Annotated in this window: 23 protein-coding genes; 12 read left to right on the plus strand and 11 right to left on the minus strand. The window is 67.4% G+C overall.

Annotated features, from left to right (window positions below; translation table 11 throughout):
• Positions 1 to 188 precede the first annotated feature (188 nt).
• The 4 genes from NYR58_RS04890 to NYR58_RS04905 form a co-directional block, all read right to left on the minus strand.
• Entirely contained in the window at positions 189 to 578 is a 390-nt protein-coding gene (locus tag NYR58_RS04890; protein WP_261519355.1) for a hypothetical protein, read from the minus strand.
• 80 nt (positions 579 to 658) lie between these two features.
• Entirely contained in the window at positions 659 to 2,104 is a 1,446-nt protein-coding gene (locus tag NYR58_RS04895) for a homospermidine synthase (RefSeq protein WP_261519356.1), read from the minus strand.
• An 86-nt stretch (positions 2,105 to 2,190) separates the two neighbouring features.
• Positions 2,191 to 3,339 carry an aminodeoxychorismate synthase component I gene (locus NYR58_RS04900; RefSeq protein ID WP_261519449.1) on the minus strand — a complete coding sequence of 383 codons (1,149 nt, stop codon included), beginning with the start codon at positions 3,337 to 3,339 and terminating at the stop codon, positions 2,191 to 2,193.
• Between the two features lie 13 nt (positions 3,340 to 3,352).
• Positions 3,353 to 5,209: a M3 family oligoendopeptidase gene (locus tag NYR58_RS04905; protein ID WP_261519357.1), complete on the minus strand. Its 1,857-nt coding sequence runs from the start codon at positions 5,207 to 5,209 to the stop codon at positions 3,353 to 3,355.
• A 184-nt stretch (positions 5,210 to 5,393) separates the two neighbouring features.
• Between NYR58_RS04905 and NYR58_RS04910 the strand changes: the two genes are divergently transcribed.
• Together NYR58_RS04910 and NYR58_RS04915 are read left to right on the plus strand one after the other, a co-directional pair.
• Positions 5,394 to 6,863 carry a sigma-54-dependent transcriptional regulator gene (locus NYR58_RS04910; protein WP_261519358.1) on the plus strand — a complete coding sequence of 490 codons (1,470 nt, stop codon included), beginning with the start codon at positions 5,394 to 5,396 and terminating at the stop codon, positions 6,861 to 6,863.
• Positions 6,864 to 7,134: 271 nt separating this feature from the next.
• Positions 7,135 to 8,859 (plus strand): DUF882 domain-containing protein, encoded by a 1,725-nt coding sequence (locus NYR58_RS04915; RefSeq protein WP_261519359.1) that lies wholly within the window; start codon positions 7,135 to 7,137, stop codon positions 8,857 to 8,859.
• Here the strand turns inward: NYR58_RS04915 and NYR58_RS04920 are convergent.
• Together NYR58_RS04920 and NYR58_RS04925 are read right to left on the minus strand one after the other, a co-directional pair.
• Entirely contained in the window at positions 8,856 to 9,506 is a 651-nt protein-coding gene (locus NYR58_RS04920; RefSeq protein ID WP_261519360.1) for a 2-dehydro-3-deoxy-phosphogluconate aldolase, read from the minus strand. The genes NYR58_RS04915 and NYR58_RS04920 overlap by 4 nt on opposite strands.
• Positions 9,507 to 9,561: 55 nt before the next feature.
• Positions 9,562 to 10,470: an N-acetylmuramidase domain-containing protein gene (locus NYR58_RS04925; RefSeq protein ID WP_261519361.1), complete on the minus strand. Its 909-nt coding sequence runs from the start codon at positions 10,468 to 10,470 to the stop codon at positions 9,562 to 9,564.
• A gap of 240 nt (positions 10,471 to 10,710) precedes the next feature.
• Between NYR58_RS04925 and NYR58_RS04930 the strand changes: the two genes are divergently transcribed.
• The 7 genes from NYR58_RS04930 (at position 10,711) to NYR58_RS04960 (ending at position 17,677) form a co-directional block, all read left to right on the plus strand.
• On the plus strand, positions 10,711 to 11,406 hold the full coding sequence (locus NYR58_RS04930) for a tellurite resistance TerB family protein (RefSeq protein WP_261519362.1): 696 nt from the start codon (positions 10,711 to 10,713) through the stop codon (positions 11,404 to 11,406).
• A 186-nt stretch (positions 11,407 to 11,592) separates the two neighbouring features.
• The gene (gene modA, locus NYR58_RS04935; RefSeq protein ID WP_261519363.1) at positions 11,593 to 12,339 is read left to right on the plus strand and encodes a molybdate ABC transporter substrate-binding protein; all 747 of its coding nucleotides are present in this window, start codon (positions 11,593 to 11,595) and stop codon (positions 12,337 to 12,339) included.
• Positions 12,340 to 12,363: 24 nt separating this feature from the next.
• Entirely contained in the window at positions 12,364 to 13,047 is a 684-nt protein-coding gene (modB, locus tag NYR58_RS04940) for a molybdate ABC transporter permease subunit (protein WP_261519364.1), read from the plus strand.
• Positions 13,034 to 14,137, plus strand: a complete 1,104-nt coding sequence (gene modC / locus NYR58_RS04945; protein ID WP_261519365.1) for a molybdenum ABC transporter ATP-binding protein — start codon at positions 13,034 to 13,036, stop codon at positions 14,135 to 14,137. Before modB ends, modC begins: the two co-directional genes overlap by 14 nt.
• 105 nt (positions 14,138 to 14,242) lie before the next feature.
• Positions 14,243 to 15,238: a DctP family TRAP transporter solute-binding subunit gene (locus tag NYR58_RS04950; RefSeq protein WP_261519366.1), complete on the plus strand. Its 996-nt coding sequence runs from the start codon at positions 14,243 to 14,245 to the stop codon at positions 15,236 to 15,238.
• Between the two features lie 112 nt (positions 15,239 to 15,350).
• On the plus strand, positions 15,351 to 16,046 hold the full coding sequence (locus tag NYR58_RS04955; protein ID WP_261519367.1) for a TRAP transporter small permease: 696 nt from the start codon (positions 15,351 to 15,353) through the stop codon (positions 16,044 to 16,046).
• 11 nt (positions 16,047 to 16,057) lie between these two features.
• Entirely contained in the window at positions 16,058 to 17,677 is a 1,620-nt protein-coding gene (locus tag NYR58_RS04960) for a TRAP transporter large permease (RefSeq protein ID WP_261519368.1), read from the plus strand.
• 153 nt (positions 17,678 to 17,830) lie between these two features.
• On the opposite strand, the gene NYR58_RS04965 is transcribed toward NYR58_RS04960, so the two are convergent.
• Positions 17,831 to 19,009, minus strand: coding sequence for a pyridoxal phosphate-dependent aminotransferase (locus NYR58_RS04965; protein WP_261519369.1), 1,179 nt, complete (start codon positions 19,007 to 19,009; stop codon positions 17,831 to 17,833).
• An 84-nt stretch (positions 19,010 to 19,093) separates the two neighbouring features.
• On the opposite strand from NYR58_RS04965, the gene NYR58_RS04970 reads away from it, so the two are divergent.
• Positions 19,094 to 19,810: a GNAT family N-acetyltransferase gene (locus NYR58_RS04970; RefSeq protein WP_261519370.1), complete on the plus strand. Its 717-nt coding sequence runs from the start codon at positions 19,094 to 19,096 to the stop codon at positions 19,808 to 19,810.
• A gap of 6 nt (positions 19,811 to 19,816) precedes the next feature.
• Positions 19,817 to 20,020, plus strand: a complete 204-nt coding sequence (locus NYR58_RS04975; RefSeq protein ID WP_261519371.1) for a hypothetical protein — start codon at positions 19,817 to 19,819, stop codon at positions 20,018 to 20,020.
• 3 nt (positions 20,021 to 20,023) lie between these two features.
• On the opposite strand, the gene NYR58_RS04980 is transcribed toward NYR58_RS04975, so the two are convergent.
• The 4 genes from NYR58_RS04980 to NYR58_RS04995 all read right to left on the minus strand — a co-directional run bounded on the left by NYR58_RS04980 (position 20,024) and on the right by NYR58_RS04995 (position 23,937).
• A complete protein-coding gene (locus tag NYR58_RS04980; RefSeq protein ID WP_261519372.1) occupies positions 20,024 to 21,085 on the minus strand; it encodes a nickel/cobalt transporter in 1,062 nt (353 codons plus the stop codon).
• A complete protein-coding gene (locus NYR58_RS04985; protein ID WP_261519373.1) occupies positions 21,078 to 21,713 on the minus strand; it encodes a DUF1007 family protein in 636 nt (211 codons plus the stop codon). The genes NYR58_RS04980 and NYR58_RS04985 overlap by 8 nt, the downstream gene beginning before the upstream one ends.
• 125 nt (positions 21,714 to 21,838) lie before the next feature.
• Entirely contained in the window at positions 21,839 to 22,741 is a 903-nt protein-coding gene (locus NYR58_RS04990) for a LysR family transcriptional regulator (protein WP_261519374.1), read from the minus strand.
• Positions 22,742 to 22,755: 14 nt separating this feature from the next.
• A complete protein-coding gene (locus NYR58_RS04995; RefSeq protein WP_261519375.1) occupies positions 22,756 to 23,937 on the minus strand; it encodes an amidase in 1,182 nt (393 codons plus the stop codon).
• 551 nt (positions 23,938 to 24,488) lie between these two features.
• Here NYR58_RS04995 and NYR58_RS05000 point away from each other — a divergent pair.
• A complete protein-coding gene (locus NYR58_RS05000) occupies positions 24,489 to 25,622 on the plus strand; it encodes a type III PLP-dependent enzyme (RefSeq protein WP_261519376.1) in 1,134 nt (377 codons plus the stop codon).
• Positions 25,623 to 25,633: the final 11 nt, after the last annotated feature.

Consider the following 25,633-nt stretch of genomic DNA (forward strand, 5'->3'; position numbering starts at 1 on the left):
GTCGGTTTCGCAACGCGCCGGGCATGGTTTCATCGGCCTGCCGGCGATGCAAGCGAAACCTTGAAGGGCGCAAGGAGGGGAGAGGGAGCAGATTCGGAAGCGCCGCACGGCGGCCGGTCCGTGGTCGGTGGGGCGCCGGCGGCAAGGTCAGCATGCCGCCGGCCAGCCCGCATGTACGCGCGGGGGGGTCAGCCGGCCCGGGTGAGAACGAAGCTCTGGCCGCTCGAACTCGTGCAATTGAGCTGGTGGACGCGCCCGCCGCCGGCGTCGACCTTCAGGCAGTCGACAATCTGCGGGTCGCGCACCCGCGACTGCACGGAAATGCGCACGAGACCGCCCGGCTGCTCCTGATAGCTTCCAGTGGCGAGAACCTCGCCCGTGTCGGGTGCGCGGGTCTCGAAGGCGCCGGCCCTGAAGGTCGAGCGGATGCCCTCCGCACCGACCCATTCCCCATCGACGTTGCTTGCGCGCGCCGGTGCGGGGCCCGGCCCCATGCCTGCACCCATGCCCACGCAGCCGGAGACGGCCAGCAGAGACAGCAGCGCGGCGCAGGACGCGATCTTTCTGGTTGTGACCATATCGGCCTCCTCACTTGAAATCGCCATTTCTTCGCCGCTCATGCCGTGCGAAGGCAAGCAAAAATCGACCGGGACCGGCGCTAGCGCACCAGGATGTTGCGGAATTGCCATGGGTCCCGGGTGTCGATGTCCTCGGGAAAAAGGCCGGGACGGCCGGCCAGCGGGGTCCACTCCGTGTAGTACCCCTTCACCGGCCCGAGATAGGGAAGCTGGATATCGAGGCAGCGGCGGTAGTCCATCTCGTCGGTCTCGACGATGCCGGCTTCGGGGTTCTCCAGCGCCCAGACCATGCCCGCCATCACGGCCGACGTGACCTGCAGGCCCGTGGCATTCTGATAGGGCGCGAGCCTGCGCGTCTCCTCCAGCGAAAGCTGCGAGCCGAACCAGTAGGCGTTGCGGGCGTGGCCGTAGAGGAGCACGCCGAGCTCGTCCATCCCGTCCACGAGCTCGTCCTCGTCCAGCACATGCTGCACGGGCTGCGGCGTGCCGCCATTGCCGAACATCTCGTGCAGCGAAAGCACCGCGTCGTTGCAGGGGTGATAGGCATAGTGACAGGTGGGGCGGTAGACGACCTTTCCGTCTTCGCCGCGCAGGGTGAAAAAGTCGGCGATGGAGATCGACTCGTTGTGGGTGACCAGAAAACCGTATTGGGGACCGGGCGTCGGGCACCAGCTGCGCACCCGCGTATTGGCGCCCGGCTGCTCCAGAAAGATCGCCGCCTTGCAGCCTTCCTCCTGGTCGCGGGCATTGTCTGGCCGCCAGGTTTCGTGCGTGCCCCAGCCGAGTTCGGCAGGCTGCATGCCCTCGGCGATGAAGCCTTCGACCGACCAGGTGTTCCAGAACACGTTGAGAGGCTTCGGGCGTCTGGTGCGCTGGGTGTCGCGCTCGGCGATGTGGATGCCCTTCACGCCCAGCCTCTGCATGAAGCGTGCCCAGCCCTCGCGGTCGTCCGGGCCGGGCTCCTCGAAGTCGAGCTTCATGTCCTCTGCCAGGTTCACCATCGCCTGCTTGACGAACCAGGAGACCATGCCCGGATTGGCCCCGCAGCAGGAGATGGCGGTGGTGCCGCCGGGGTTCTGCGCCTTTTCCCGGCGCACGGTCTCGCGCAGCGCGTAGTTGGTGCGCGCGGCATTGCCGGCCCCCCGGTCGAAATAGAAGCCGAGCCACGGCTCCACCACGGTGTCGATGTAGAGAACGCCCAGCCTGCGGCAAAGGCGCATCAGGTCCAGCGAGGAGGTGTCGACGGAAAGGTTGACGCAGAAGCCCTGTCCTTCGCCCTTGGTCAGAAGCGGGGTGAGCAGTTCTTCGTAGTTCTCCTTCGTCACCGCAGCCTTGAGGAACCTGATGCCGCGCTCGTCGAGCAGGTGGCGGTGCGTGTCGACCGGATCGACGACCACCATGCGCGACTTGTCGAAGTGGAAATGGCGCTCGATCAGGGGCAGCACGCCACGACCGATCGAGCCGAAGCCGATCATGACGAAGGGACCGGCGATCGCGCCGTGAATGGGCCAGTCTGTATTTGCCATTTCGGGGAGGTCTCCTCGTTGGACGGACGAAGCTTTCAAGCGTCAAAACACAGAACAGCGTCACAATCAAAGGGAGAAACGCACCTTCACGGTGTGGCGGGCACCTCGCCGGTGGCGAAGCGGGCCTTCAGCAGGCACTCCGCATATTCCCCGTGCGCGGTGGAATCGAAGACCACGCCGCCGCCCACATTGAAGACGGCCTCGCCATCGGCATGGAGCGCGATGGTGCGGATGGCGACGTTGAAGCGCATGCGCCCGTCGGGCGCCGTCCAGCCTATGGCGCCGCAATAGACGTCGCGCGGCGCGCCTTCGAGCGCGCGCAGGATCTTCATGGCCGAAATCTTCGGCGCGCCGGTCACGGAACCGCAGGGAAAAAGGGCGGCCAGAATGTCGGTGAGCGTGACGCCGGCGGAAAGCCTGGCGCGCACGCGGCTGACCATCTGGTGCACGGTCGGATAGGTCTCGACATGAAAAAGCTCCGGCACGTCGAGCGTGCCCACCTCGGTGACGCGCGAAATGTCGTTGCGCAGGAGATCCACGATCATGCGGTTTTCCGCCTGGTTCTTGGGATCGTTGCGCAGCTTCTCCCTGAGGGCGGCGTCCTCTTCCGGCGTGTCGCCGCGCGGCATGGTGCCCTTCATCGGCAGGGTTTCGATGAAGCCGTCGCGGGAGACCTCGAAGAACAGCTCCGGCGAGCGCGACAGCACCACCGGCCCGCCGAGATCGACATAGGCGGCGTAGCGCACCGGCTGGCGCTCGGTAAGCCTGTCGAAGAGGGCCAGCGGATCGCCCTGCCAGCGTGCGGTAACGGGGAAGGTGAGGTTGCCCTGATAGCAGTCGCCGCGCCGCAGGTGGTCGTGGAGGCGCAGGAAACGCGTCTCGTAGTCTGCAAAGCTCCAGGCGGCGCGCGGCGCAATGAGGCGCGGCGGAGGACCTTCGGCCGAGGGCACGGGCTCTTCCGCCGGCGCGTCGAACACGCCTAGGCACATCAGCGGCGCGCGGCGGTCCGGCGGAAGGTGGGGCCGCAAGGCGGGCTCCAGCACATAGCCGGCCTCGTAGGAGATGTAGCCCGCCAGCCACAATCCGCGGCGGCGGGCGGCCTCGGCCCGCGCCAGCGCGGGGTGCAGCGCATCCGGCGTTTCGGCCAGCAGGATTTCCCGCGGCGCGGCGAAACACAGCGTCTCGCCCTGCAGGTCGTTGCGGAAGAGCGCGATGGGGCGGCGTGGGCTCGGCATGTCGGCGAGGATATCACTCCTCGTCAAGCGCTTGCAGCTCGTCGATCAGCCCCTCGATCACGGCGAGTCCCCTGCTCCAGAAGGAGGGATCGGAGGCATCGAGACCGAAGGGCGCCAGAAGCTCGGAATGATGCTTCGTGCCGCCGGCCTTCAGCATGTCGAAATACTTTTCCTGAAAGCCCGTCTCGGCCTGCTGATAGACGGCGAAGAGCGAGTTCACCAGACAATCCCCGAAGGCATAGGCATAGACGTAGAACGGCGCATGGATGAAGTGCGGGATATAGGCCCAGAAGGTTTCGTAGCCTTCCCGCAGCCTGACCGCCGGGCCAAGGCTTTCGGCCTGCACCTCCAGCCACAGCTCGCCGATGCGCTCGGAGGTGAGCTCGCCCTTGCGGCGCTCGGTGTGCACCTTGCGTTCGAACTCGTAGAAGGCGATCTGGCGCACCACGGTGTTGAGCATGTCCTCCACCTTCTGCGCCAGCATCGCCTTTCGCTCGCGCCGGTCGCCGGTGCGCGCGAGCAGCGAGCGGAAGGTGAGCATCTCGCCGAAGACGGAGGCGGTTTCGGCGAGGGTGAGCGGGGTGGCGGCCATGAGCGCGCCCTGCCCGCCGGCCAGCACCTGGTGCACGCCGTGGCCGAGCTCGTGAGCGAGCGTCATCACGTCGCGCGGTTTGCCCATGTAGTTCAGCAGCACATAGGGGTGAACCGAAGGCACGGTGGGATGGGCGAAGGCTCCCGGCGCCTTGCCGGGGCGCACAGGCGCGTCGATCCAGTTCCTCTCGAAGAAACGGGCGGCAATGTCGGCCATCTCCGGCGCAAAGGAGCGGTAGGCGGAAAGCACGGTCTCCCTTGCCTCGTCCCAGCCGATGACGGCCTGCGGCGTCTCGGGCAGGGGGGCGTTGCGGTCCCAGTGGTTGAGCGCGTCCATGCCGAGCCACCTGGCCTTCAGCGCATAGTAGCGATGCGACAGGCGCGGATAGGCCGCGCGCACGGAGGCGGCCAGCGCGTCCACCACCTCGCGCTCCACCCGGTTGGCCAGATGGCGGGAGTCGGCGACATCGCCGAAGCCGCGCCAGCGGTCGGCGATCTCCCTGTCCTTGGCCAGCGTGTTGGTGATGAGCGTGAAAAGGCGGATGTGCTCGCCCAGCGTTCCGGCCAGCGCTTCCGCCGCCTTGCGGCGCTTCTGCGCATCGGCGTCCTGGAGCAGGTTGAGCGTCGGCTCCAGCGTCAGCTCCTCGCCGTCGACGGAAAAGCGCAGATTCGTCATGGTCTCGTCGAACAGCCGGTTCCAGGCGCCGCGCCCGACCACCGCGGTCTCGTGGAAGAGCTGCTCGATGCGGTCTTCGAGCTGGTGCGGCCTGTCCTTGCGGATGTCGAGCACCCAGGGCCGATAGTGGCCCAAGAGCGCATCCTGGGCCAGAGCCGTCTCGATGAGGGCATCGTCGATCTTGTTCAGCTCAAGGGTGAAGAAGAGCAGGTGGGTGCTGGCGTTGGTCAGCTTCTCCTGCATGTCGCCATAGAACTTGGCGCGCGCGGGGTCCGATGTGTCGGAGGCATAGATCAGCCCGGCATAGGAGCCGAGACGGCCGAACAGCTCGTCGAGCGCCTCGTAGGCGCGCACCGCCTCGCCGAGGCGGCCCTCGGCGCCCTTCTGCGCCTCGGCGGCAAGCCGGCCTTTCCATTCCTTCTCGAAGAGCTCCGCCTCGCGCTCGGCGCGGGCAAGATCCTCCCTGAGTTCGCGGCTGTCCATGGCGGGGTAGAGGTCGCCGAGGTTCCATTCGGGCAGCCTGCCGAGACCGGCGGCCTTCCCTGCCGGGGCGGCCTGCGCGGAAAGGACGACGCCGGCGGGGCGGCCAGGAGATCGAGCCATGGAGACACTCCCTGTCTGCGGGCGTTGGCCCGTTGAAATCGCAATGTTCTTGCCCGGCGGAATGCGAAGCATCGTCAAGGATTCGTTCACCGGGTTTCTTGAGCGCCTGTTTAGAAGCCTGTGCGATATTGTTCCAGTATGCCGACGACCACTCTTGCGTGATTTTTTGGAAGCTGTTGCATTCATGTCCGACACAATCCTGATTGTCGACGACGATCCGGTGCAGCGCCGCCTGCTGGAAGCGGCGGTCCGCAGGCTTGGCCACGCACCGCTGTCGGCGTCGGGCGGCGCGGAGGCGCTTGCCGCCCTCAAGTGGGAACCGCGCGCTGTCATCCTCGATCTGGCGATGCCGGACATGGACGGCATCGCGGTGATGCAGCGTATGCGCCGGGCGGGTGTTGCCACGCCGGTCATCGTGCAGACGGCCAGGGGCGGCGTGGAGACGGCGGTGGCGGCGATGCGTGCCGGCGCCTTCGATTTCGTCGTCAAGCCCGTCTCGCAGGAGCGGCTGGGCGCGGCAATCCGCGACGCGCTCAAGGTCGGGGCGCTGGAAGGTGCCGTGCGCAGGAAGAGCGGTCCGGACAGGGGCTTTGCCTTCCGCGACATCGTGACGGGCAGCCCGGCGATGGAGCGCGTCATCCGGCTGGCGCGCAAGGCGGCTGCCTCCGACATTCCCATCCTCATCGAGGGGGAGTCGGGTGTCGGCAAGGAGATGATCGCCCGCGCCATCCGCGGCGAAAGCGCCAGGCGCAGCAAGCCTTTCGTGACCGTCAATTGCGGCGCCATCCCCGAGAATCTGGTGGAAAGCATCCTGTTCGGCCACGAGAAGGGCGCGTTTACCGGCGCCACGGAGAAACACCGCGGCAAGTTCGTCGAGGCGGATGGCGGAACGCTCTTTCTCGACGAGATCGGGGACCTGCCGGCCGAGGTGCAGGTGAAGCTGCTGCGCGCGGTGCAGGAGGGGGAGGTGGACCCGGTGGGCGGGCGCGGCACGGTGAGCGTCGACATCCGGCTGATCTCGGCCACCAACCGCAACCTTCTGGAACGGGTGAAGGAAGGCCGCTTCCGCGAGGACCTGTTCTACAGGCTCAACGTGTTTCCGATCATGGTGCCGCCGCTGCGCGAGCGCCGGGAGGACATCCCGCTGCTGGTTCAGCATTTCATCGAGCGCTTTTCGCACGCCGCGGCCGGGGCGCGCGTGCGCGGCATCACCGGCGAGGCGCTGGAGATGCTGTCGGCCTATGACTGGCCGGGCAACATCCGGCAGCTCGAAAACGCCGTCTTCCGCGCCGTCGTGCTGAGCGAGGGAGAGATGCTGACGGCGGCCGAATTCCCGCAGATCCGCGCCCAGGTCGAAGGCATCGACGAGACGCTGCTCGCCGCCCGCCAGGGCGGGCCGGCACCGCAGGAGGCGGAAACGCGGACCAGACGGCAGGCCGCATCGCCGCCCGGCCATCTGCGCGCCTTCGGGGAGGATGGCCACATCCGCACCCTGGCGGCGACGGAGCGCGACATGCTGCGCCTTGCGATCGAGCATTACGGCGGGCAGATGAGCGAGGTCGCCCGGCGGCTGGGCATTGGCCGCTCCACGCTCTATCGCAAGCTCAAGGAGATGGACCTCGATCCCTCCGCCACGCGCCAGCGCGGCGCGTGACGGCGCCACCGGCCTTCGTTGACGTTCGATTCACCAAGGCCGGCGCCGGGGAGCGCGGTGCCACGTTGTCGCCATGCTCTTGATGCATTGCGGTTTTGCTAAGTCTCGATTAACCATTATCGCCGAGAGTGAGGGTACCTTTCGGGGTCGGTGATCGGCTCTCGTTTCGGGGACAACTTCAGCCCAAGGCCACGGTTTGAAAAGCGACGACGTTTTACATCGCCGATTGCGCGGGAGAGGGAGCAGACCGGCCGGGCTCTTGGCCGGGATCATGCTTGCCCTGGCGTTCCTGCTTGCCGCCGCCCCGCACGCAAGCGCCGAGACACGCACGCTCAAGCTCTACTTCCTGCACACCGGTGAACGCGCCGAGATCACCTACAAGCGCAACGGGCGCTATCTGCAGAGCGGTCTCAGGCAGGTCAACCACATCCTGCGCGACTGGCGGCGCAACGAGCCGACAAACATGAATCCCCGCCTGCTCGACCTGCTTTGGGAGGTCTATCGCGCCTCCGGCTCGCGCGACTATATCCATGTGGTCTCCGCCTATCGCTCGCCGGAGACCAACGCGATGCTGCGCAAGCGCTCCAGCGGCGTCGCCAAGAAGAGCCAGCATATGCTGGGCAATGCGATCGACTTTTTCCTGCCCGACGTCAACCTCACCAAGCTGCGCAACGTTGCGCTGAGGATGCAGGAGGGCGGTGTCGGCTACTATCCGCGTTCGGGCTCGCCCTTCGTCCATCTCGATGTGGGCAGCGTGCGCCATTGGCCGCGGATGAGCCGCAGGGAGCTGGCATCGGTGTTCCCCGACGGCAAGACGCTGCACGTGCCGTCCGACGGCAAGCCTATGCCCGGCTACCAGCAGGCGCTTGCCGCCTATGAGGCGCGAAAGCGCAGCGGCGGCACGATCCAGGTTGCTGACGATTCGCGGCCCAACCGCGGGCGCGGGCTTCTGGCCATGATCTTCGGCGGTGGCGCGGACGAGGAGGAGGACAACGCGGAGACGCAGATTGCCTCCACCGCGCGCCCCGCACGCGCGGTGCAAGAGGCACGCACCGCGCAGCAGCCGCCGGCCCGCCGGGCGGAACCGCAGCGCGAGGAGGAGACGCCGGGAACGATTCTCGCCGCGTTGCCGGCCCGCGCGCTCCCCGTTCCCCGCCTTGCGCCGCGCCCGCAGGCGGAGGTGGGAACGCCGCCGCCCGGGCAGGCCCCGGCAGCCGAAACCGCCGAGCAGCCGACACCGGAGCCGCAACAGGCGGATGTGCAGGTGGCCCTTGCCGATGTGCCGCTGCCCACCCGCCGGCCGGATTATACACCGCCCGGTGCGCAGGATGCGCGCGAGGAGGCGGCGCCGGTGGCGACGGCCTTTGCCACGCCGGTGCCACGGCCGCAACCGTCGCGCTCGCCCGACGTGATCGCCGAGCTTCTGGCAACCCAGCCCGAATCGCAGGACGAAGACGACGTTCCACCGCCCGCTCCAAGGCCGGTGCCGGCGCGCGCCGCCGGGGATGAACGGCCGGCCTATGCCCTTGCCGCGCTGTCCGTGCCGGTGCCGGCACAGGCCAGGCGTGAAGACGAAACGAGCAGAAGAACCATTGCAGGCGATGCGCGCGGCGAGGAGAAGCCGGCTCTTGCGGCCGCTTCGCCGCGAGCAGCGCTGTTGCAGAAGGACAGCGGGATTTCGCCGGAAATGCTGGTTTCCGGCAGCGTGCCGACGACGCCTGAGAAGGGACCGCGGCCCGGCCCGCAGGATGCGGGCGGCGCGCGCAAGCCGATGGTGCTGCCCACCACCGCGACACTGGCCAGCCGCATGCTCAGCCGCGAGCCGATGCTCGAAGCGGTTCTGCCGCCGCCCGCCGTGCCGGCCTTCAGCCCGGTGATCGCGGCCGCGCCCAAGGCCGTCTATACGACGGGCTTCCGGCGGGACCTCGATGTGGCGGACGCCCGCCAGTTCAGCGGTCGTGCTGTCACCTTCCTGTCTTTGGCGAAGTTCGACTAGCGCTTTTTGCGGGCGAGGGCCGCGGCCTCTCGTGCCAGCCTCTCCACCGCGTCCCAGTTGCCCGCGGCAAGCTCCGCCTCGGGCGCCACCCAGGAACCGCCGATGCACACCACATTGGGCAGGGAGAGATAGTCGTTGGCGTTGTCCGGCGTAATCCCGCCCGTCGGGCAGAAGCGCACGGTCGACAGCGGCGAGGCAAGCGACTTCAGGAACGCCGAGCCCCCGGCCTGCTCGGCCGGGAAGAACTTCAGGACCTCATAGCCTTCCTCTCTCACCGCCATGATCTCGCTCGGCGTCACCGCGCCGGGCAGGAAAGGCACGTCGGAGCGGGCGGCGGCGTCGAGCAGCTCCTGCGTGGTGCCGGGCGAGACGATGAAGCGCGCGCCCGCGCTGGCAGCGTTGGAGAAGTCCTTGCCCGTAAGGATCGTGCCGGCGCCGACAATGGCCTCCGGCACCTCGTCGACCACAAGGCGAATGGCATCCAGCGCGTCCGGCGTGCGCAGGGTGATTTCCACCGCCGGCAGCCCGCCCCTGGCGAGGGCACGCGCCAGCGGCACCGCATCGGCGATGCGCTCGATCTTCAGCACCGGAATGACCGGCTGCCCCGACAGGATCTCCAGAAGCTCTTCTGTCTTCGTTTTCTTCATCACCGGCTCCAGCACATCGTCCTTGCGGCACCTCATAGCCCGATTCAGCGCGAATTCAAATGCCGCGCCGCGCGGCGGCGGCCGCGCCCACCCGCTGGCGCAGCGCGACGATGCCCGTCCATAGCGCCCTTGCGGCGCGGCTGAGCGGCAGCGCATCGCGAATCCCGGCAAGGGTGCGCGGCCCGGCGGTTCCGTCGGGCGTCAGGCCGTGCTCGGCCTGGAAGCGCCGCAGGATCTGGCGCGTCTGGGCGCCGAAGATCCCATCGACGGCGAGCGGGTAGCCAAGCGCGCGCAGCAGAAGCTGCAGATGCCGCACCGCTTCGCCCCGGTCCCCCTCTTGGAGGCGCTCTGCCGCGGGGGGTGCCTTCGCCGCCGCCAGACGGCGGGCATGGCGGCGATAGGCGAGGGCAAGCTTTACATGATAGCTGCGCGCGGCATAACGCGGGCCGTTATAGGCGCGGGCAAAGGCCGGCCAGTCGCGCCGGCGCAACGTTTCCGTCAGGCCGGCCCTTTCGATATAGCGCAGCATCAGGTCGAGCTGTCCGCCCACCCCGCTGCGCGCCGTCTCCGCCAGCGCTTCCGCGCTTTCATAGCCGAGCCAGGCCCAGTGGGCGCCCATCACCTGGCCGAGGCCCCACGAAGTCGATTCGTAGGCGGCGTGCCGGTCGATCTCTGCCGCCCGCTTCAGCATGCGCCAGCGCGCGGCCTGGCCGGGCGGATTGCGTATCGCGCCGGCGGTTGGCGCGGCAAGGCCGGCGCGGCGCGCCCTGGCGCGCAGCGCGGGGGAAAGGCGGCGGTCAAAGTAATGGCCCTCGAAACGGATGAGCGGCTCGCGTCTGCCGTCTACGAGCGTGTAGGCGCGTCCGCCACTTTCCACCTCGATCACGGCAAGGAGCGCGGCCGGCTCCACTTCGAGACGGCGGGCTGCCTCCCGGACGAGTGTCGTCGTTTTTTCTGAAAACATGCGCAAACCTCCCTGCTGCTCGGCCCATTTTGCGCCGGTCGCGGGAAGCGGGGACAAAACTGTCTTGCCCTCCTGGGCAACCCGCTGGAAATGCACCGTATTTTTCTTCCCTGCCGCTGCTGTCGCGGGATTCTGTCCCCGCCATGAGCGCATTTTGGCGTGCCCGCCGGATTGCATTGTGCGGCCCCCGCACCTACCTCTGCCAGCGATGTGGGGTATGCCGGCTGCCAGGAGAACGCCATGATCGACCCAAAGAAGCTGCTCAACGACCTTCTGGGCTCGCGGGTTCCGGGGACGGAATCGACGGTGGGCGACAAGGCGGGCCAGATCACGCAGCTTGCCAAGGACAATCCGCTTGCCACGGGAGCGATCGTGGCGGTGCTGCTGGGTACGGGGAAAGGGCGCAAGCTGACGAAGAGTGCCCTGAAGCTGGGCGGCATGGCCGCCATTGCCGGCCTCGCCTACAAGGCCTATCGGGACTATCAGGCCGGCCGCCAGCCGGGCGAGACCCCGCAGGAGCAGGAGCTGCTGCCGCCGCCTGCCGATACGACCTTCGATCCCGCCCAGGCGCCGCAGGGCGAGGACGCCTTTGCCCTTGCCCTGGTGCGGGCCATGATCGCGGCCGCCCGCGCCGACGGCCATATCGACGCGCAGGAGCGCCGGAAGATTGCCGAGCGGCTGAAGGAAACGTCGATCGGTGCGGAGGCGGAAGCCTTTCTCGTGGAAGAGCTCGCGCGCCCTGTCGATCTCGATGCGCTGGTGGCGGCGGCGGAGACGGACGCGCAGAAGGTCGAGCTCTACACCGCCTCGCGTCTTGCCATCGAACCGAAAAGCCGCGCCGAGCGCGGCTATCTGGACATGCTGGCCGGGCGGCTGAAGCTGCCGGACATGCTGGTCGATCACATCGAGGCGACGGTGGCGGAGACCACCGCCTGAGCCTCACCGGCTTGCCAAATCGCGGTACGGCCTGCATAACTGCGGCTGCGCCCATGCGGCGCGGGCGGCAGTGATCGGCCGCCTCTGCAGCAAGGACGGCGGCGCATCCGGGGCGCGGATGCCCGGCCTGTCCACCATCACGTCCTGCAGTTCGTGCGCGTTCGCACGTCGAGCGTGGGGGATGTGTTGTCCAGAATTTCTGCCATTGTCTTCTTTCTGCTTGCCGGTCTTGCCTCCTCCTTCGCGGCAGCGCAGGAGCGCCTGACCGTGTTCGCCGCCGCCAGCATGCGCGAGGCGATGGAACAGGCCGCCGCGGCGTTCGAGGCCGAAAGCGGGGTCGAGACCGTGGTCTCGCTCGCGGCAAGCTCCGTGCTGGCCCGCCAGATCGCGGCGGGTGCGCCGGCCGACATCTTCATCTCCGCCAATCTCGCATGGACCGACTGGCTGGAAGAGCGGGGCTTCCTCCGCGCCGAAAGCCGCAGGAATGTGGCAGGCAACGATCTGGTGATCGCGGCTGGCGGGCCGATGCCGCGCATTGCGGATGCCGGTGTGCTCCTCGGCCGAGGCCGATTCGCCATGGGCGATCCGGGCCATGTGCCGGCCGGCGCCTATGCCAAGGCGGCGCTCGAAAGTCTCGGCCTCTGGGAGGCGCTGAAGGGCAGGGCCGTCTTCGGCGAGAATGCGCGCGTCGCGCTGGAGCTGGCACGGCGCGGCGAGGTGACGGCGGCCATTGTCTACGGTTCCGACCAGAAGGCGGTGGAGGGCGATCTTGCCCGCCTCTACACCTTCCCGCCCGGCAGCCATCCCCCGATCGTCTATCCGGCGGCGGCAACCGGGAATGCGGCGCCGGCGGCAGATGCGTTCCTGGCCTTCCTCTCCGGCCCGCAGGGGCAGGCAATATTCCGGGGGCTGGGCTTTGCGGCACCGCGGTGAGGCCGGCGGGCGGCGGGGCGTGCGATGAGCGAGGTGGACATCATCCTGCTCTCGGCCAAGGTGGCGCTGGCCGCCATCCTGTTTGCGCTGCCGCCGGCCTTCGCCGTGGCATGGCTTCTGGCACGCCGGCGCTTTGCCGGCCGTGGCTTGCTGCAGGCGCTCGTCACCCTGCCGCTGGTGCTGCCGCCGGTGGCCACTGGCTACGGGCTTCTCCTTCTGTTCGGCGGGCAGGGGCCGCTCGGGCGGCTGATGGAGAACTTCCTTGGCCTCACCTTCGCCTTCCGCTGGACGGGGGCCGCGCTGGCTGCCGGCGTCATGGCCTTTCCGCTGCTGGTGCGCCCCATCAGGCTGTCGCTCGAGGCCGTCGACCGGGGGCTGGAGGATGCAGCGGCCACGCTTGGCGCCCGGCGGGTGACGGTCTTCTTCACGGTCACGCTGCCGCTGGCGTTGCCGGGCCTCGTCGCCGGCGCCGTGCTGGGCTTTGCCAAGGCGCTGGGCGAGTTCGGCGCCACGATCACCTTCGTCTCCAACATTCCCGGCGAAACGCAGACGCTGTCGCTTGCCATCTATGCGCTGCTGCAAAGCCCCGGCGCGGAGCCGGCGGCGCTGCGTCTCATCCTCGTCTCGGTGCTGCTGGCGCTTGGCGCGGTGCTCGTGTCCGAGTGGGCGGGACGGCTTGTCCGGAGGGGCAGCGATGGACGCGCTTGAGGTGGACATTGCCGGCCGCGCCGGCAATTTTGCGGTCGAGGCGCGCTTCCGGGCACCGCCCGGAGTGACGGCGCTTTATGGCCCCTCCGGCGCGGGCAAGAGCACGATCCTCAAGATGATCGCGGGTCTGGCACGGCCGCAGTCGGGGCGGATCGTCGCCGGCGGGCGCGTGCTGTTCGACGCCCGTGCCGGCATCGACCTGCCGGCGCGGGCGCGCGGCATCGGCTTCGTCTTCCAGGAGGACCGGCTTTTCCCGCATCTTTCGGTGCACCGGAACCTCACCTACGCGCGTTGGGCCGGGCGGCGGGCGGCGCGGCGCGACGTGGCGGAGGTGGTGGCGCTGCTCGGGCTGGAGGCGCATCTCGACCGCCTGCCGGCCACGCTTTCGGGCGGCGAGCGCCAGCGTGTGGCCATCGGCCGCGCGCTTCTGGCCGAGCCGGAGATCCTGCTGATGGACGAGCCGCTGTCCTCGCTCGACCGCCAGCGGCGGGCCGAGATCCTGCCCTATCTGGAGGCGGTGGCCAACGAGACGCGCATTCCCGTGCTCTATGTCAGCCACGAGACGGACGAGGTGGCGCGGCTTGCCGACCGGGTGGTGGCGCTGGAGGCGGGGCGCGTGCGCGCGGTGGGAACGCCGGCGCAGATCCTGGCCCCCAGCGGCGACGGAGAGGCCGTGGCCCTTCTGGAAGGCCGGGTGAGCGGCATTGATCCCCGCTACGAGACCGCTACCGTCGATCTTGGCGGCGCGACCGTGGAGCTCGGCGCGCCGGGCCTGCCGCTCGGCGGGCGCGTGCGGCTGAAGGTGCGGGCGGGCGATGTTGCGATCGCAACCCATCGGCACGAGGGACTTTCCATCCGCAACCAGCTCGAATGCACGGTGGAGCAGGTGGTGCCCCGTGGAACGGCGGTCGAGATCACGCTGGCGCTCGGGCGGCAACGGCTGTTCTCGCGCATCACGCGTCAGTCGGCCGAGGCGCTGGCGCTCGGTCCCGGCCGGCGGGTGGTGGCGCTCGTCAAGGCGGTGTCGGTGGAGCAGGCCAGGCTGATGCGGCCGGTGGAGGTGGGGAAGACCGGCATTGGAGGATCGTAGCGCTTGTGGAAGGCCGCAGCATTATTTATGCCTTAACATTCCGAGAAGCAGCCCTATCGGCTGCGATGCGGGGAACGAAGTCAGAACGAGTGAGGAGGAGAACCCATGAAAACGCTGATCGCGGCATTGTCCGCCGTCGCGCTGACGGCGCTGGCATCCGGGGCTCAGGCCGCCTGCGACGATGGCGAGATGGTCATCAAGTTCAGCCATGTGGTGGCGGCGAAGGGCCACCCGAAGGGCGATGCGGCCACCTTGCTCGCCGAGCGGGTGAACGAGGAGATGAACGGCACGGCCTGTATGGAGGTCTTTCCGAACTCCACCCTCTACGACGATGACAAGGTGATGGAGGCGCTTCTTCTGGGCGACGTGCAGCTTGCCGCACCCTCGCTTGCCAAGTTCGAGGCCTACACGCTGAAGTACCGGCTGTTCGACCTGCCTTTCCTGTTTCCCACCCTCGATGCGGTCAACGCCTTCATCAGTTCCGATGCCGGCAAGGACCTGCTGAAGGTGACGGAGGATGAGGGCTATACGGGGCTCGGTTACTGGATGTCGGGCCTCAAGCAGTTCTCCGCCAACAAGCCGCTTCTCGAGCCGGGCGACGCGGCGGGGCTGAAGTTCCGGGTGCAGACCTCGGATGTGGCCGTGGCGATGATCGAGGCGATGGGCGCCTCCGCCCAGAAGCTGGCCTTCAGCGAGGTCTACGGCGCGCTGCAGACCGGCGTCGTGGACGGCCAGGAAAATTCCTGGTGCAACATCTACACCCAGAAGTTCTTCGAGGTTCAGGACGGCATCACCGAAACCAACCATCAGCTTCTGGCCTATCTGGTGGTGACGTCCACGGACTGGCTGGAAGGGCTGGAGCCGGAGGTGCGCGACCAGTTCCTGTCGATCGTCGATGAGGTGACGGTGGAGGCCAATGCAGCCGTGGCCGACAAGGAGGCCGCCTGCCGGCAGAACATCCTCGACGCCGGCGGCGTGATCCGCGAGCTGACGCCCGAGCAGCGCCAGAAGTGGCTGACGACGATGAAGCCCGTCTGGGAGCAGTTCGAGGGCGACATCGGTGCGGATCTCATCCAGGCAGCGGCCTCGGCCGGGTCCTGATTGCATCCGGTTGCGCCCGCAGCGGCGGGCGCAACCGCTCCTCCCGCGTGACAACGAGAAGGCTTCGGCCCGGGGATGCAGCGCGCGGGCATAATCCGATCGGGAGGCTTCGATGACATTGCTGTGGCCATCGCTGGCGCTGTTGGCGTTGGTGGGTGGGCTGTTTCTTGCCGAAAGGCGCTGGCCGGCGGCCATCGAGCGGCTTGAAGAAAACATCCTGTCCATCCTGCTTGCCACGATCACCTTCGTCTCCTTCTCGCAGGTGATTGCCCGCTACGGGTTCAACACCGGCTGGGGCGGGGCGCTGGAGTTCACGCGCATCCTGTTTGCCTGGATGATCCTGTTCGGCATGAGCTACGGCGTGAAGCACGGCATCCATCTGGGCGTGGATGCGTTTATCCGTCTCATGCCGGGGCCGCTGTTTCGCGCGGTGGCGATTTTCGGTGCCGTCTGCATCTTCCTCTATGCCTTCATCCTGCTTTATGCGGGTTGGCTTGCCTGGCTGGGGGCGGACGTTTCCACCAACTGGCGCCAGACCGGGGCCGTCGGCTACTGGACCTTCATGTTCGACCGCGGGACGGGGCTGACCGACCTGCGCTATCCGCTGTGGATGCAGGAGGCCTTCGGCCTGCAGGACAGGGTGCACCGCTGGGTGGCCTATCTGATGCTGCCGGTCGGGCTCGCCCTGCTCGCCTATCGGGGGCTCGAAGGCGTGGTGGCGATCGCCACGGGCCGGCGGGAGCTGCTGATCGCCGGGCACGAGGCGGAAGACCTCGTCAGCGAAAACCGCAACGCGGCAGGTGATTGAGTGGCCAGGCCATGGAACCGTTGATCCTCTTCATTCTCGTTCTCTCTCTGCTGTTTCTGGGCGTTCCCGTGGCAGTGTCGCTGGGGCTGTCCTCGCTCATCGTCATCGCGTTCTTTTCCAACGATTCCATCTCCTCGGTGGCGCTGCAGCTCTTCACCGCCTCGCAGCATTACACGCTGCTGGCCATTCCCTTCTTCATCCTCGCCTCCGCCTTCATGTCCACCGGCGGAGTGGCGCGGCGCATCATCCGCTTTGCCATTGCGACCGTCGGGCACTTCCGGGGCGGGCTGGCGATGGCTTCCGTCCTGGCCTGCATGATGTTCGCCGCGCTTTCCGGCTCGTCGCCGGCTACGGTGGTGGCCATCGGCACCATCGCCATCGCCGGGATGCGGCAGGTGGGCTACACGCGCGACTTCGCCGCCGGTGTCGTGGCGAATGCGGGCACGCTGGGCATTCTCATCCCGCCGTCCATCGTGATGGTGGTCTATTCCGCAGCCACGGATGTCTCGGTGGGCCGCATGTTCCTGGCTGGCGTCGTGCCGGGCCTCGTCGCAGGGCTGATGCTGATGATCGCCATCTACGTCATGGCCAGGGTAAAGAACCTGCCGGCGGAGGAGTGGAAGGGCTTCCACGAGATCGTGGAAGGCGGCAAGCAGGCGGGATGGGGGCTGTTCCTCATCATCATCATCCTGGGCGGCATCTATGGCGGCGTCTTCACGCCCACGGAGGCCGCGGCCGTGGCGGCCGTCTATGCCTTCGCGGTGGCGCTGTTCGTCTATCGCGACATGGGGCCGATGAAGGGCGTGCCGTGGGTGCGCGAGGAGGACGGCCGGCGCGCGCGCACCGGCTTCTCCGCCACGGTCTATGCCATCGCCTTCTTCTTCGTGTGGATGATCCTCACCTTCTTCCTCACGGCCGGCTGGGAAGGGGTGAGCCTGTCCGGGCGGGCGCTGGCGGGCCTTGCGCTGTCGGTCTGCGTCATGGTCGCCTATGTGCTGTGGCGCGACGAGGAGAGAAGCCCGCGCAACATTCCTCTGCTCCTCGCGGCCAGCCTGCCGATCTGGCGGCGCAATCTGGCGCTGATGGCACGCAACCTCCTGCCTGCCTTCTTCAACGAGGATACGCGCAAGGTGATGGTGGACGCGGCGCGCACCACGGTGATGCTGATGTTCATCATCGTGAACGCGCTGCTGTTCGCGCATGTGCTCACCGCCGAGCGCATTCCGCAGGCCATCACCAGCCTGATGCTGGATGCCGGCTTCACGTGGTTCACCTTCCTGATCGCGGTCAACGTGCTTCTGCTTCTGGGCGGCCAGTTCATGGAGCCCTCGGGCCTGCTCCTCATCGTGGCGCCGGTGGTCTTTCCCATCGCCATGGAGCTCGGCGTCGACCCGGTGCATCTGGGCATCATCATGGTTGTGAACATGGAAATCGGCATGATCACGCCGCCGATCGGGCTCAACCTTTTCGTCACCTCGGGCATCACCGGCATGAGCCTGGTGCAGGTGGTGCGCGCGGCCCTTCCGTTCGTGGCGGTGCTTTTCCTGTTCCTGATCCTCGTCACCTATACGCCGGTGCTTTCCACCTGGCTGCCCTACAGCCTGATGGGACCGGAGATCGTGACACGCTGAGGAGGGGCGTTAAGCACTTCTTAACCCTGCGAGGGGACTATATGTCCTTCGGATCGGCTTTCCTCCTCCCAAGCGCGGTTCGAACGGGGGCGGCGCCCCTGGTGCCGCCCCTTCCGTTCGGGCTGGATTTCAAGCCACGTGCCGGCGAAAGCGCTACCGGCGGCCTGCTTCCAGAAAGTCGCCGATGCGCTCGATGGCGCGCAGGATGTTCTCCTCCGAATTGGCGTAGGAAACGCGGACATAGCCCTCGCCGAGCACGCCGAAATCCGGGCCGCCGATGAGCGCCACGCCCGCCTCCTCCAGCAAGGCGGAGGCCAGCGCCTTGGCCTTCCAGCCGGTCGCCCTGATGTTGGGAAACGCATAGAAGGCGCCCCGGGGCATCAGGCAGGTGACGCCGGGAAGCCCGTTCAGCCCCTCGACCACGATGTGGCGGCGCGCGTCGAAAGCGCGCATCATCTTCTCCACCTCGTCCTGCGGGCCGTCGATGGCGGCGATGCCCGCATATTGTGCCGGCGCGTTGACGCAGGACCAGCAATTGACCGCGAGCTTGCGCACCTTGTCATAGAGCTGGTCCGGCCAGATGGACCAGCCCAACCGCCAGCCCGTCATGGCCCAGGTCTTCGACCAGCCGTTGAGCACGATGAGCCGGTCGCGAATCGCGGGGAAGGTAAGGAGCGAGGTCGCTGCGTGGCCGTCATAGGTCATGACGTCGTAGATCTCGTCTGAGAGGATGGCGACCTGCGGGTGCGCCTCCAGCCCCTTGACCAGCGTCTCGATCTCCTCGCGCGGGGTCACGCCGCCTGTGGGATTGGCGGGCGAATTGAGGATGAGGAGCCGCGTCTTCGGCGAAATGAGCGAGAGCGTCTCCTCCGCCGAGAAGGCGAAGCCGTTCTCTTCGCGCATCGGCACCGGCACCGGGGTGGCGCCCGTGAACTCGATCATCGAGCGGTAGATGGGAAAGCCCGGATCGGGATAGAGAATTTCCACCCCCGGCTCACCGAACATGACGATGGCGGCATACATGGTGGGCTTGCCGCCCGGCAGGATCATCACGTTGTCCGGCGAGACCTCCACGCCCGTGGTGGCGAGGGTGCGGCGGGCCACCGCTTCGCGGGCCGGCAGAATGCCGGTGGCCGGCGTGTAGCCGTGATGGCCGTCGCGCAACGCCTTCACCGCGGCTTCGACGATGTGCTCCGGCGTTTGGAAATCGGGCTGGCCGATGCCGAGATTGATGATGTCGCGGCCCTGATGGGCCAGTTCCGTCGCCCGCGCGAGGACGGCGAAGGCATTCTCCTCGCCGATGCGGTCGAAGGCGGCTACAGTCTGGAGCATTGGGCGTTTCCGTCCTGGTTCTGTTGTGCTGCGTGCGCTTTTGTGAGGCTTCGGGCGGAAATCGTCAATTGAAGGAGCCACCCGGTGGATGATCTGAAACACTGGACCGCGCGTCCCGCGCCGGCGCGGGCGCTGCTTGCGGGCCGCTATGTGCGGCTGGAGCCGCTCGATCCCGACCGCCATGGCGATGGGCTCTACGCAGCGTGCAGCGTGGCGGATGCGGCGCAGCGGTTCCGCTGGCTTGCCGAAACGGCCCCGCAAAGCCGCGCGGCGCTCCAGCCCTGGCTCGAAAGGGCCGCGGCCAGCCACGACCCGCTGTTCTTTGCCGTCGTCGATGCCGCGACAGGGCAGGTCGGCGGCCGGCAGGCCCTCATGCGTATCGACCGGGCCAATGGTGTGGCGGAGATTGGCAGCATCTACTGGGGCCCGACGATCGCCCGGACGCGCCTTGCCACCGAAGCCTTCTTCCTGTTTGCCCGCCACCTGTTCGACGATCTCGGCTACCGCCGTTTCGAGTGGAAATGCAACGCGCGCAACGAGCCGTCGAAAAGGGCTGCCCTGCGCTTCGGCTTCCGCTACGAGGGCACCTTTCGCCAGCACATGGTGATAAAGGGCGAAAACCGCGATACGGCATGGTATGCGATTCTCGACCATGAATGGCCGGCGATCCGGGCGGCGCTCGAAACCTGGCTTTCGCCGGAAAATTTCGATGTGTCGGGACGGCAGAAAAAGCGGCTGGAGGCGATGATGCAGATGGAGCGTGCCGCAGGCAGGCAGGGCGAGACGGATGCGAGAGGTTGACCGGCGATGAAGGAAAATCGTGAAGCTGCCGTCGCCGCGGCCCTCATTCTCGTGGGTTTCGGGCTTACCGCATTCTTCCTGCCGCACGTGATGCTGGTGGTGGGAGACATCTCGACCGTGGCGGCGGCGGGCGTGGCGGTTCTGTTCGTCGCCGGCTTTTTCGTCCTGTTCTGGCTGCGCGCGCGCAGCCAGCGGCGCAAGGGGCGGTGAGGGCTACGCCAGACTTGCCGCCAGAAGCATGAGCCCCAGCACGAGGATGAGAAGCGCGCCGGCAATCTCGATGCCGGCATGGATGCGCGCGCTCCATGCGCCGCCGCCGGCGATCGCCACTGCCCAGTTCTTGGCTGTCACGGCGAGTGTGGCGAGGATGGAGACGGTGATGGCCGTGCCGAGCGCCATGGCGAAGACGGAGACGATGCCGCCAAGCCACAACGCGTTGAGAAAGGAAAAGGTCAGCACGATGAGAGCGCCGGAACAGGGGCGCAACCCCACCGCGGCGACGGCCGACCAGCCCGTTTTCCAGTCGAGGCGCTCCCCGGCGAGCACCGTCGGGTCCGGCGCGTGGGCATGGCCGCAGGTGGGGCAGGCTTCGCCCGGCGCATGATCGTGATGGTCATGGTGATGATGGTGGTCCTCGCCCTCGCCGTGCCCATGATGGTGATGTTCTTCTTGGGCATGGGCGGCCGAGAGGCTGTGGGCGGCCGGCCGTGAAGGCCCTCCCTTCGCCACCAGATGGCGAAGCTTGCGCCACAGAAGCCAGGCACCGAAGGCGGCGATGAGCGCGAAGCTCGCACTTTCCAGAAAACGGGTGGCGTGCGTCATGGAAATGGCGGTCCCGCGCAGCGCCAGAAAGACCGCCGCCATGAGCAGTATGGCGGTGATCGCCTGCATCGCGGCGGCAGCGAAGGACAGGAGGACGCCGCGCCTGAGCGTCACCTCGTTGGCGACCATATAGGAAGAGATCACCGCCTTGCCGTGGCCGGGGCCCGCCGCGTGGAACACGCCATAGGCGAAGGACAGGCCCACCAGCACCCACAATTGAGAGCCGTCCTGGCGCATGGCCTTCAGCGCGCCCGTCAGCGCCCGGTAGAAAGCCTGTTGCTGGGTGTTGATCCACTGCATGAGGCCGGCCAGAGGCCCCACGGGGGCGAGCGAAGGCTCGGCGGCGCCGATGCCGAGGGAGCTTTGGGCATGGGCGGGCAGCGCCAGGAGCGCCAGAACCCCGACAGCGAGCAGCAGCCTGGCCAGACCTGCCCTGGAGCTTAGGCTAGCCATTGGCGTCGCACCGGATCTCGAGCTTGGTGGCGAAGATCTTGCTCAGGTCGTTGCCGCCCGGATCGTTGAAGAAGGCTTCAGTCAGCGTCTGCTGATTCTGGGCGATGGCTTCCTCGGGGTCGGGGCGGATGACGGCCCGGCTGCAGCCCTCGGGCAGGTTCTCGACATTCATGTAGCTGTCTTCCACGAAGTCTATGGCGGTGTAGAAGGTGGGGTCGTAGACGCCGAACTCCACCCTGCCCTGAAGGGGCATCGGGCCTGCGGGCCGCGACTCGAACAGGATGATGAGCTGGCCATCCACGAAATCGGTCATCAGCCGCTCGGGCGGCTGCATCCCGACGTCGCGGCCGTTGGCGGTGACGACCTGGAAGTAATTGAACTCGGCCAGCGATTCGTGGACGACGTCGGCAACTTCCTGAAGCTCCTCGGCGTCCAGGGTGAGGTCCTGGTTGCGGTCGAATTCGAGCAGCACCGTGCTGGAGAAGAGGTCGTCGAACCGCCACACATGGCGCAGCGCCTCCACCTCGCGATTGCCGTTCACCATCACGTCGAGCCGCGCCTCGGCAAATACATGCGGATGGGCGAAGGCCGGTGTGCTCGCGGCACACACAAGGGCGAGCGTTGCCATTCGCGTCCAACAATGCATGTGCAGTCGTCCCCCATCTGAGCCGAGAGGCGACTTGTCTATCACGAAGCAGGCGAAAATGGGACAGCGGAACGGGGCAGCGGCGGTTGTCCGCCGGCCGCCCGTTCTCAACCCCTGTCGCAGTTTTCCTTGAGCCAGCGGGCCATGAAATCCACGAGCGCGCGCACCTTGGCCGGCAGGTGGCGGCGATGCGGATAGACGGCGAAGATGCCGGCGCCATCGGTGATGTGCTCGTCGAGCAGCGTCACGAGGCGCCCCGCCTCGATCTCGGGCGCGGCGATGAAATCCGGCAGGAAGGCAAATCCCAGCCCCGCCACCGCGGCATTGCGCACGGCCAGCGGGCTGTTGACCTCGATGCGCGCGGAGACGGAGACGGTGAGCGGCGTGCCGTCACGCTCCCTGAAGGGCCAGTTCTGGCGGAAGCGGCCGTTGGTGTCCACGATGCAGGGCAGGCGCTCGAGGTCCCGCGGATGGGCAGGCCTGCCCACCTTTTCGATGAGCGCGGGGGCGGCGCAGAGCGGCAGGGTGAAAGGTGCCAGGCGCCGGGCAATCAGCGAGGAATCCTCCAGCCTGGTGATGCGGATGGCAAGATCGAATCCTTCTTCCACCAGATCGACGAACCGGTCGTCGAGCTGGATGTCGAGCACGACCTCGGGATGGGCGGCCGCAAAGTCGATCAGCGATCGCCCGATGGGCGCGTCGGCGAAGGTGCGCGGTGCGGAAAGCCGGATGCGCCCCCTGATGTCGCCGGATGAGTCGCGAATGGTCTCGGCCAGGCTGTCGATTTCGCGCACGATCTCGACGGCCCGCCGGTAGTAGGTCTGGCCTGCCTCGGTGAGCGAGAATTGCCGCGTGGTGCGGTTGAGCAGCAGGGCGCCGAGCTCGTCCTCGAGTTCGCGCACATATTTCGACAACAGCGCCTTGGAACGGCCCACCTTGCGGGCGGCGGCGGAAAAGCCTTCCGCCTCGACCACGTCGATAAAGGCGCGCATGCGGGTCAGCGTGTCCATGCCGGGTCCCCTCCTCAGGCCAGGATGGCGGCAGCCAGGCGGATGAGCTGCCGGTCGCTTCCCGGCGGGCCGAGCAGCGAGATGCCGAAGGGCGCGCCATGCACCTCACCCAGGGGAAGGGTGATCTGGGGCCAGCCCAGCATGCCGGCGAGACAGGTGAGCGGCGCTGCCTTCTCCCGATAGGCGTCGAATTCGGGCTGGGTGGCGATCTTCAGCGGTGCGGCGCTGGGCGCAGAAGGCAAGACCACCACCATGTCCGGGTCCATGAGCGCCGTGAAATCGGCGATGACGTCGCGGCGGAAGCGGTGTGCCGCCTCAGCCGTCGCCGCGCTCACCGAGCGGGCATAGGCGAAGCGCTCCCTCACGCCGGGACCCAGACCGCGCTCCCCTCGGGAGAGGAAGGCGCCGTGCGCCTGCCATGCCTCGTGGGCCTGGATCTCCTTGAAATGCTCGAACAGCTCGCCCGTCGGGCAGGGCAGGGCGAGGAAGCCTGCCGGCCGCTCGAAATGTTCCAGCACGCGCCTCAGCATCGCGCCATAGGCCGTGCGCTCCTCCTGTCCGAAGAGCAACGTCTCCATTTCGGCGATGCGCACGGGGCGGGCGAGGGGCACCTCATGGCTGTCGGCACCCAGCAAAACGTCGCCCACGGCGGCATAGGTGGCGATGTCGCGGGCAAACCAGCCGAAGGTATCGAATGAAGGGGCGAGCGGCATGGCCCCCTGCATGGAGATGCGCCCATGGGTGGTGCGCAGGCCGACCAGCCCACAGAACGAGGCGGGCACGCGGATCGAGCCGTTGGTGTCCGATCCGATGGCGATGTCGGCGAGACCGCCGGCGACGGCGGCCGCCGAGCCGGAGGAGGAGCCGCCCGTCACCCGATCCCGCGCCCGCGGGTTCACCGGCGCGGGAAAGTGTGCGTTCATGCCGATCATGGAGTAGGCGAGCTCGTCGGTCTGGGTTTTGCCCAGGAACCGCGCCCCGGCATCGAGCAGCGCCTGGATGGCGGGGGCCGTGGTCCGGGCGATGCCGCTCTCGGCGCCCCTCTGCGGGTTGCCTCCGCCCGTCGGATAGCCCACCACGTCGTAGATGTCCTTGACGGCGAGGGTAAGGCCCATCAACGGCCCTTCCGGCGAAGAGGAGACCGCCGCCTGGGCGTAATCCAGAAAGGCATTCAACGCATCTCGTGTCGCCGTCATTCCTGCTCCTCGGTGGGTTTGCGGCCGACAATCGGCGCTTGCTCGAAATTTTTCAAGCCGAGGCCGATTTTTCATTTGATTGTGACAGGCAAGGCGCCTATATCCGCGCCTGCCCAAAGTCGCACGTGCCTGTGGGTGTCCGCCGGGCCTCGGAAATGGCGAGGAAACCGGTAAGGTACCTGGACCTAACCCCTCCAGTCGGTTTCGCGGCCAACCACGAAACCGAGGACACCTTGAAGCAACGACGGTGCGGGCCTTTCTGGTGTCTGCCGGTTGTCCAAAGACCGGGGTTACTAAAGAGGCACACCTTCATTGCCGGCAGTGCGGATGGGAATCTCCCATACCAAAGCTGAGGCAGACAAAGCGGAGCTTTCGCCGAGAGGCGGGCGCTCATTGTCATGCGTTAAGCGCATCCACGGGTTTCCGGCAACTTCCACCCTCCGGCCCGTCGATCCGTTTGCCGCATCCTTTGTCCACCGCGGGCCGATGGCCCGTTGAGCTTGAGCTTCCAGCAAGGGCGGCCTGCCGCCGCCGGAGAAGGAGATACCCCGATGGCCACGCAGCGCATTCTCGACTTTCTCGCAACCCGACGTCCCGAGGGGCCCTGCCTCGTCGTCGATCTCGACGTCGTGCGCGAGAACTATCGCGCCTTCGAGCGGGCCCTGCCCGATTCCAGGATCTTTTATGCGGTGAAGGCCAACCCGGCGCCGGAGATCCTGAAGCTTCTGGCCGATCTCGGCTCCTCCTTCGACACGGCCTCCGTGCCCGAGATCGAGATGGCGCTCGATGCGGGCGCGACCCCTGATCGCATCTCCTTCGGCAACACCATCAAGAAGGAGCGCGACATTGCCCGCGCCTTCGATCTCGGCATCCGGCTCTTTGCCGTCGACTGCAAGGAGGAGGTGGAGAAGATCGCCCGTGCCGCGCCGGGTTCGCGCGTGTTCTGCCGCGTGCTGACCGATGGGGCGGGTGCGGAGTGGCCGCTGTCGCGCAAGTTCGGCTGCGTGCCGGAGATGGCCGTCGACGTGCTGCGCCATGCGGCGGCGCTCGGCCTCGATGCCTATGGCGTATCCTTCCACGTTGGTTCTCAGCAGACGGATCTTTCCGCCTGGGACCGCGCGCTGGGCGATGCGCGCTTCGTCTTCGAGGCGCTGGCCGAGCAGGGTATCGTGCTCAGGATGGTCAACATGGGCGGCGGTTTCCCCACGCGCTACCTGCGCGACGTGCCGGCGGCCCAGGCCTACGGCCAGGCGATCTTTACCGCGCTCAGCAAGCATTTCGGCAACCGGCTGCCGGAGACCATCATAGAGCCGGGCCGCGGCATGGTGGGCAATGCCGGCGTCATCAAGTCCGAGGTGGTGCTGATCTCCCGCAAGTCGGAAGACGATGCGGTGCGCTGGGTCTATCTCGACATCGGCAAGTTCGGCGGACTGGCCGAGACGATGGACGAGGCGATCCGCTATCCGCTCGTCACCAGGCACGATGGCGAGGAAACCGCGCCCTGCGTGGTGGCAGGCCCCACCTGCGATTCGGCCGACGTCCTCTACGAGAAGACGCCCTATCCGCTGCCCCTGTCGCTGACGGTGGGCGACGAGGTGCTGATCGAGGGGACGGGCGCCTACACCACCACCTATGCCTCGGTGGCCTTCAACGGTTTTGCGCCGCTGCGATCCTACGTGATCTGAGGGGCGCATCA

Origin of the sequence: Chelativorans intermedius (assembly GCF_025398255.1) — a bacterium.
Lineage (GTDB): Bacteria > Pseudomonadota > Alphaproteobacteria > Rhizobiales > Rhizobiaceae > Chelativorans > Chelativorans intermedius.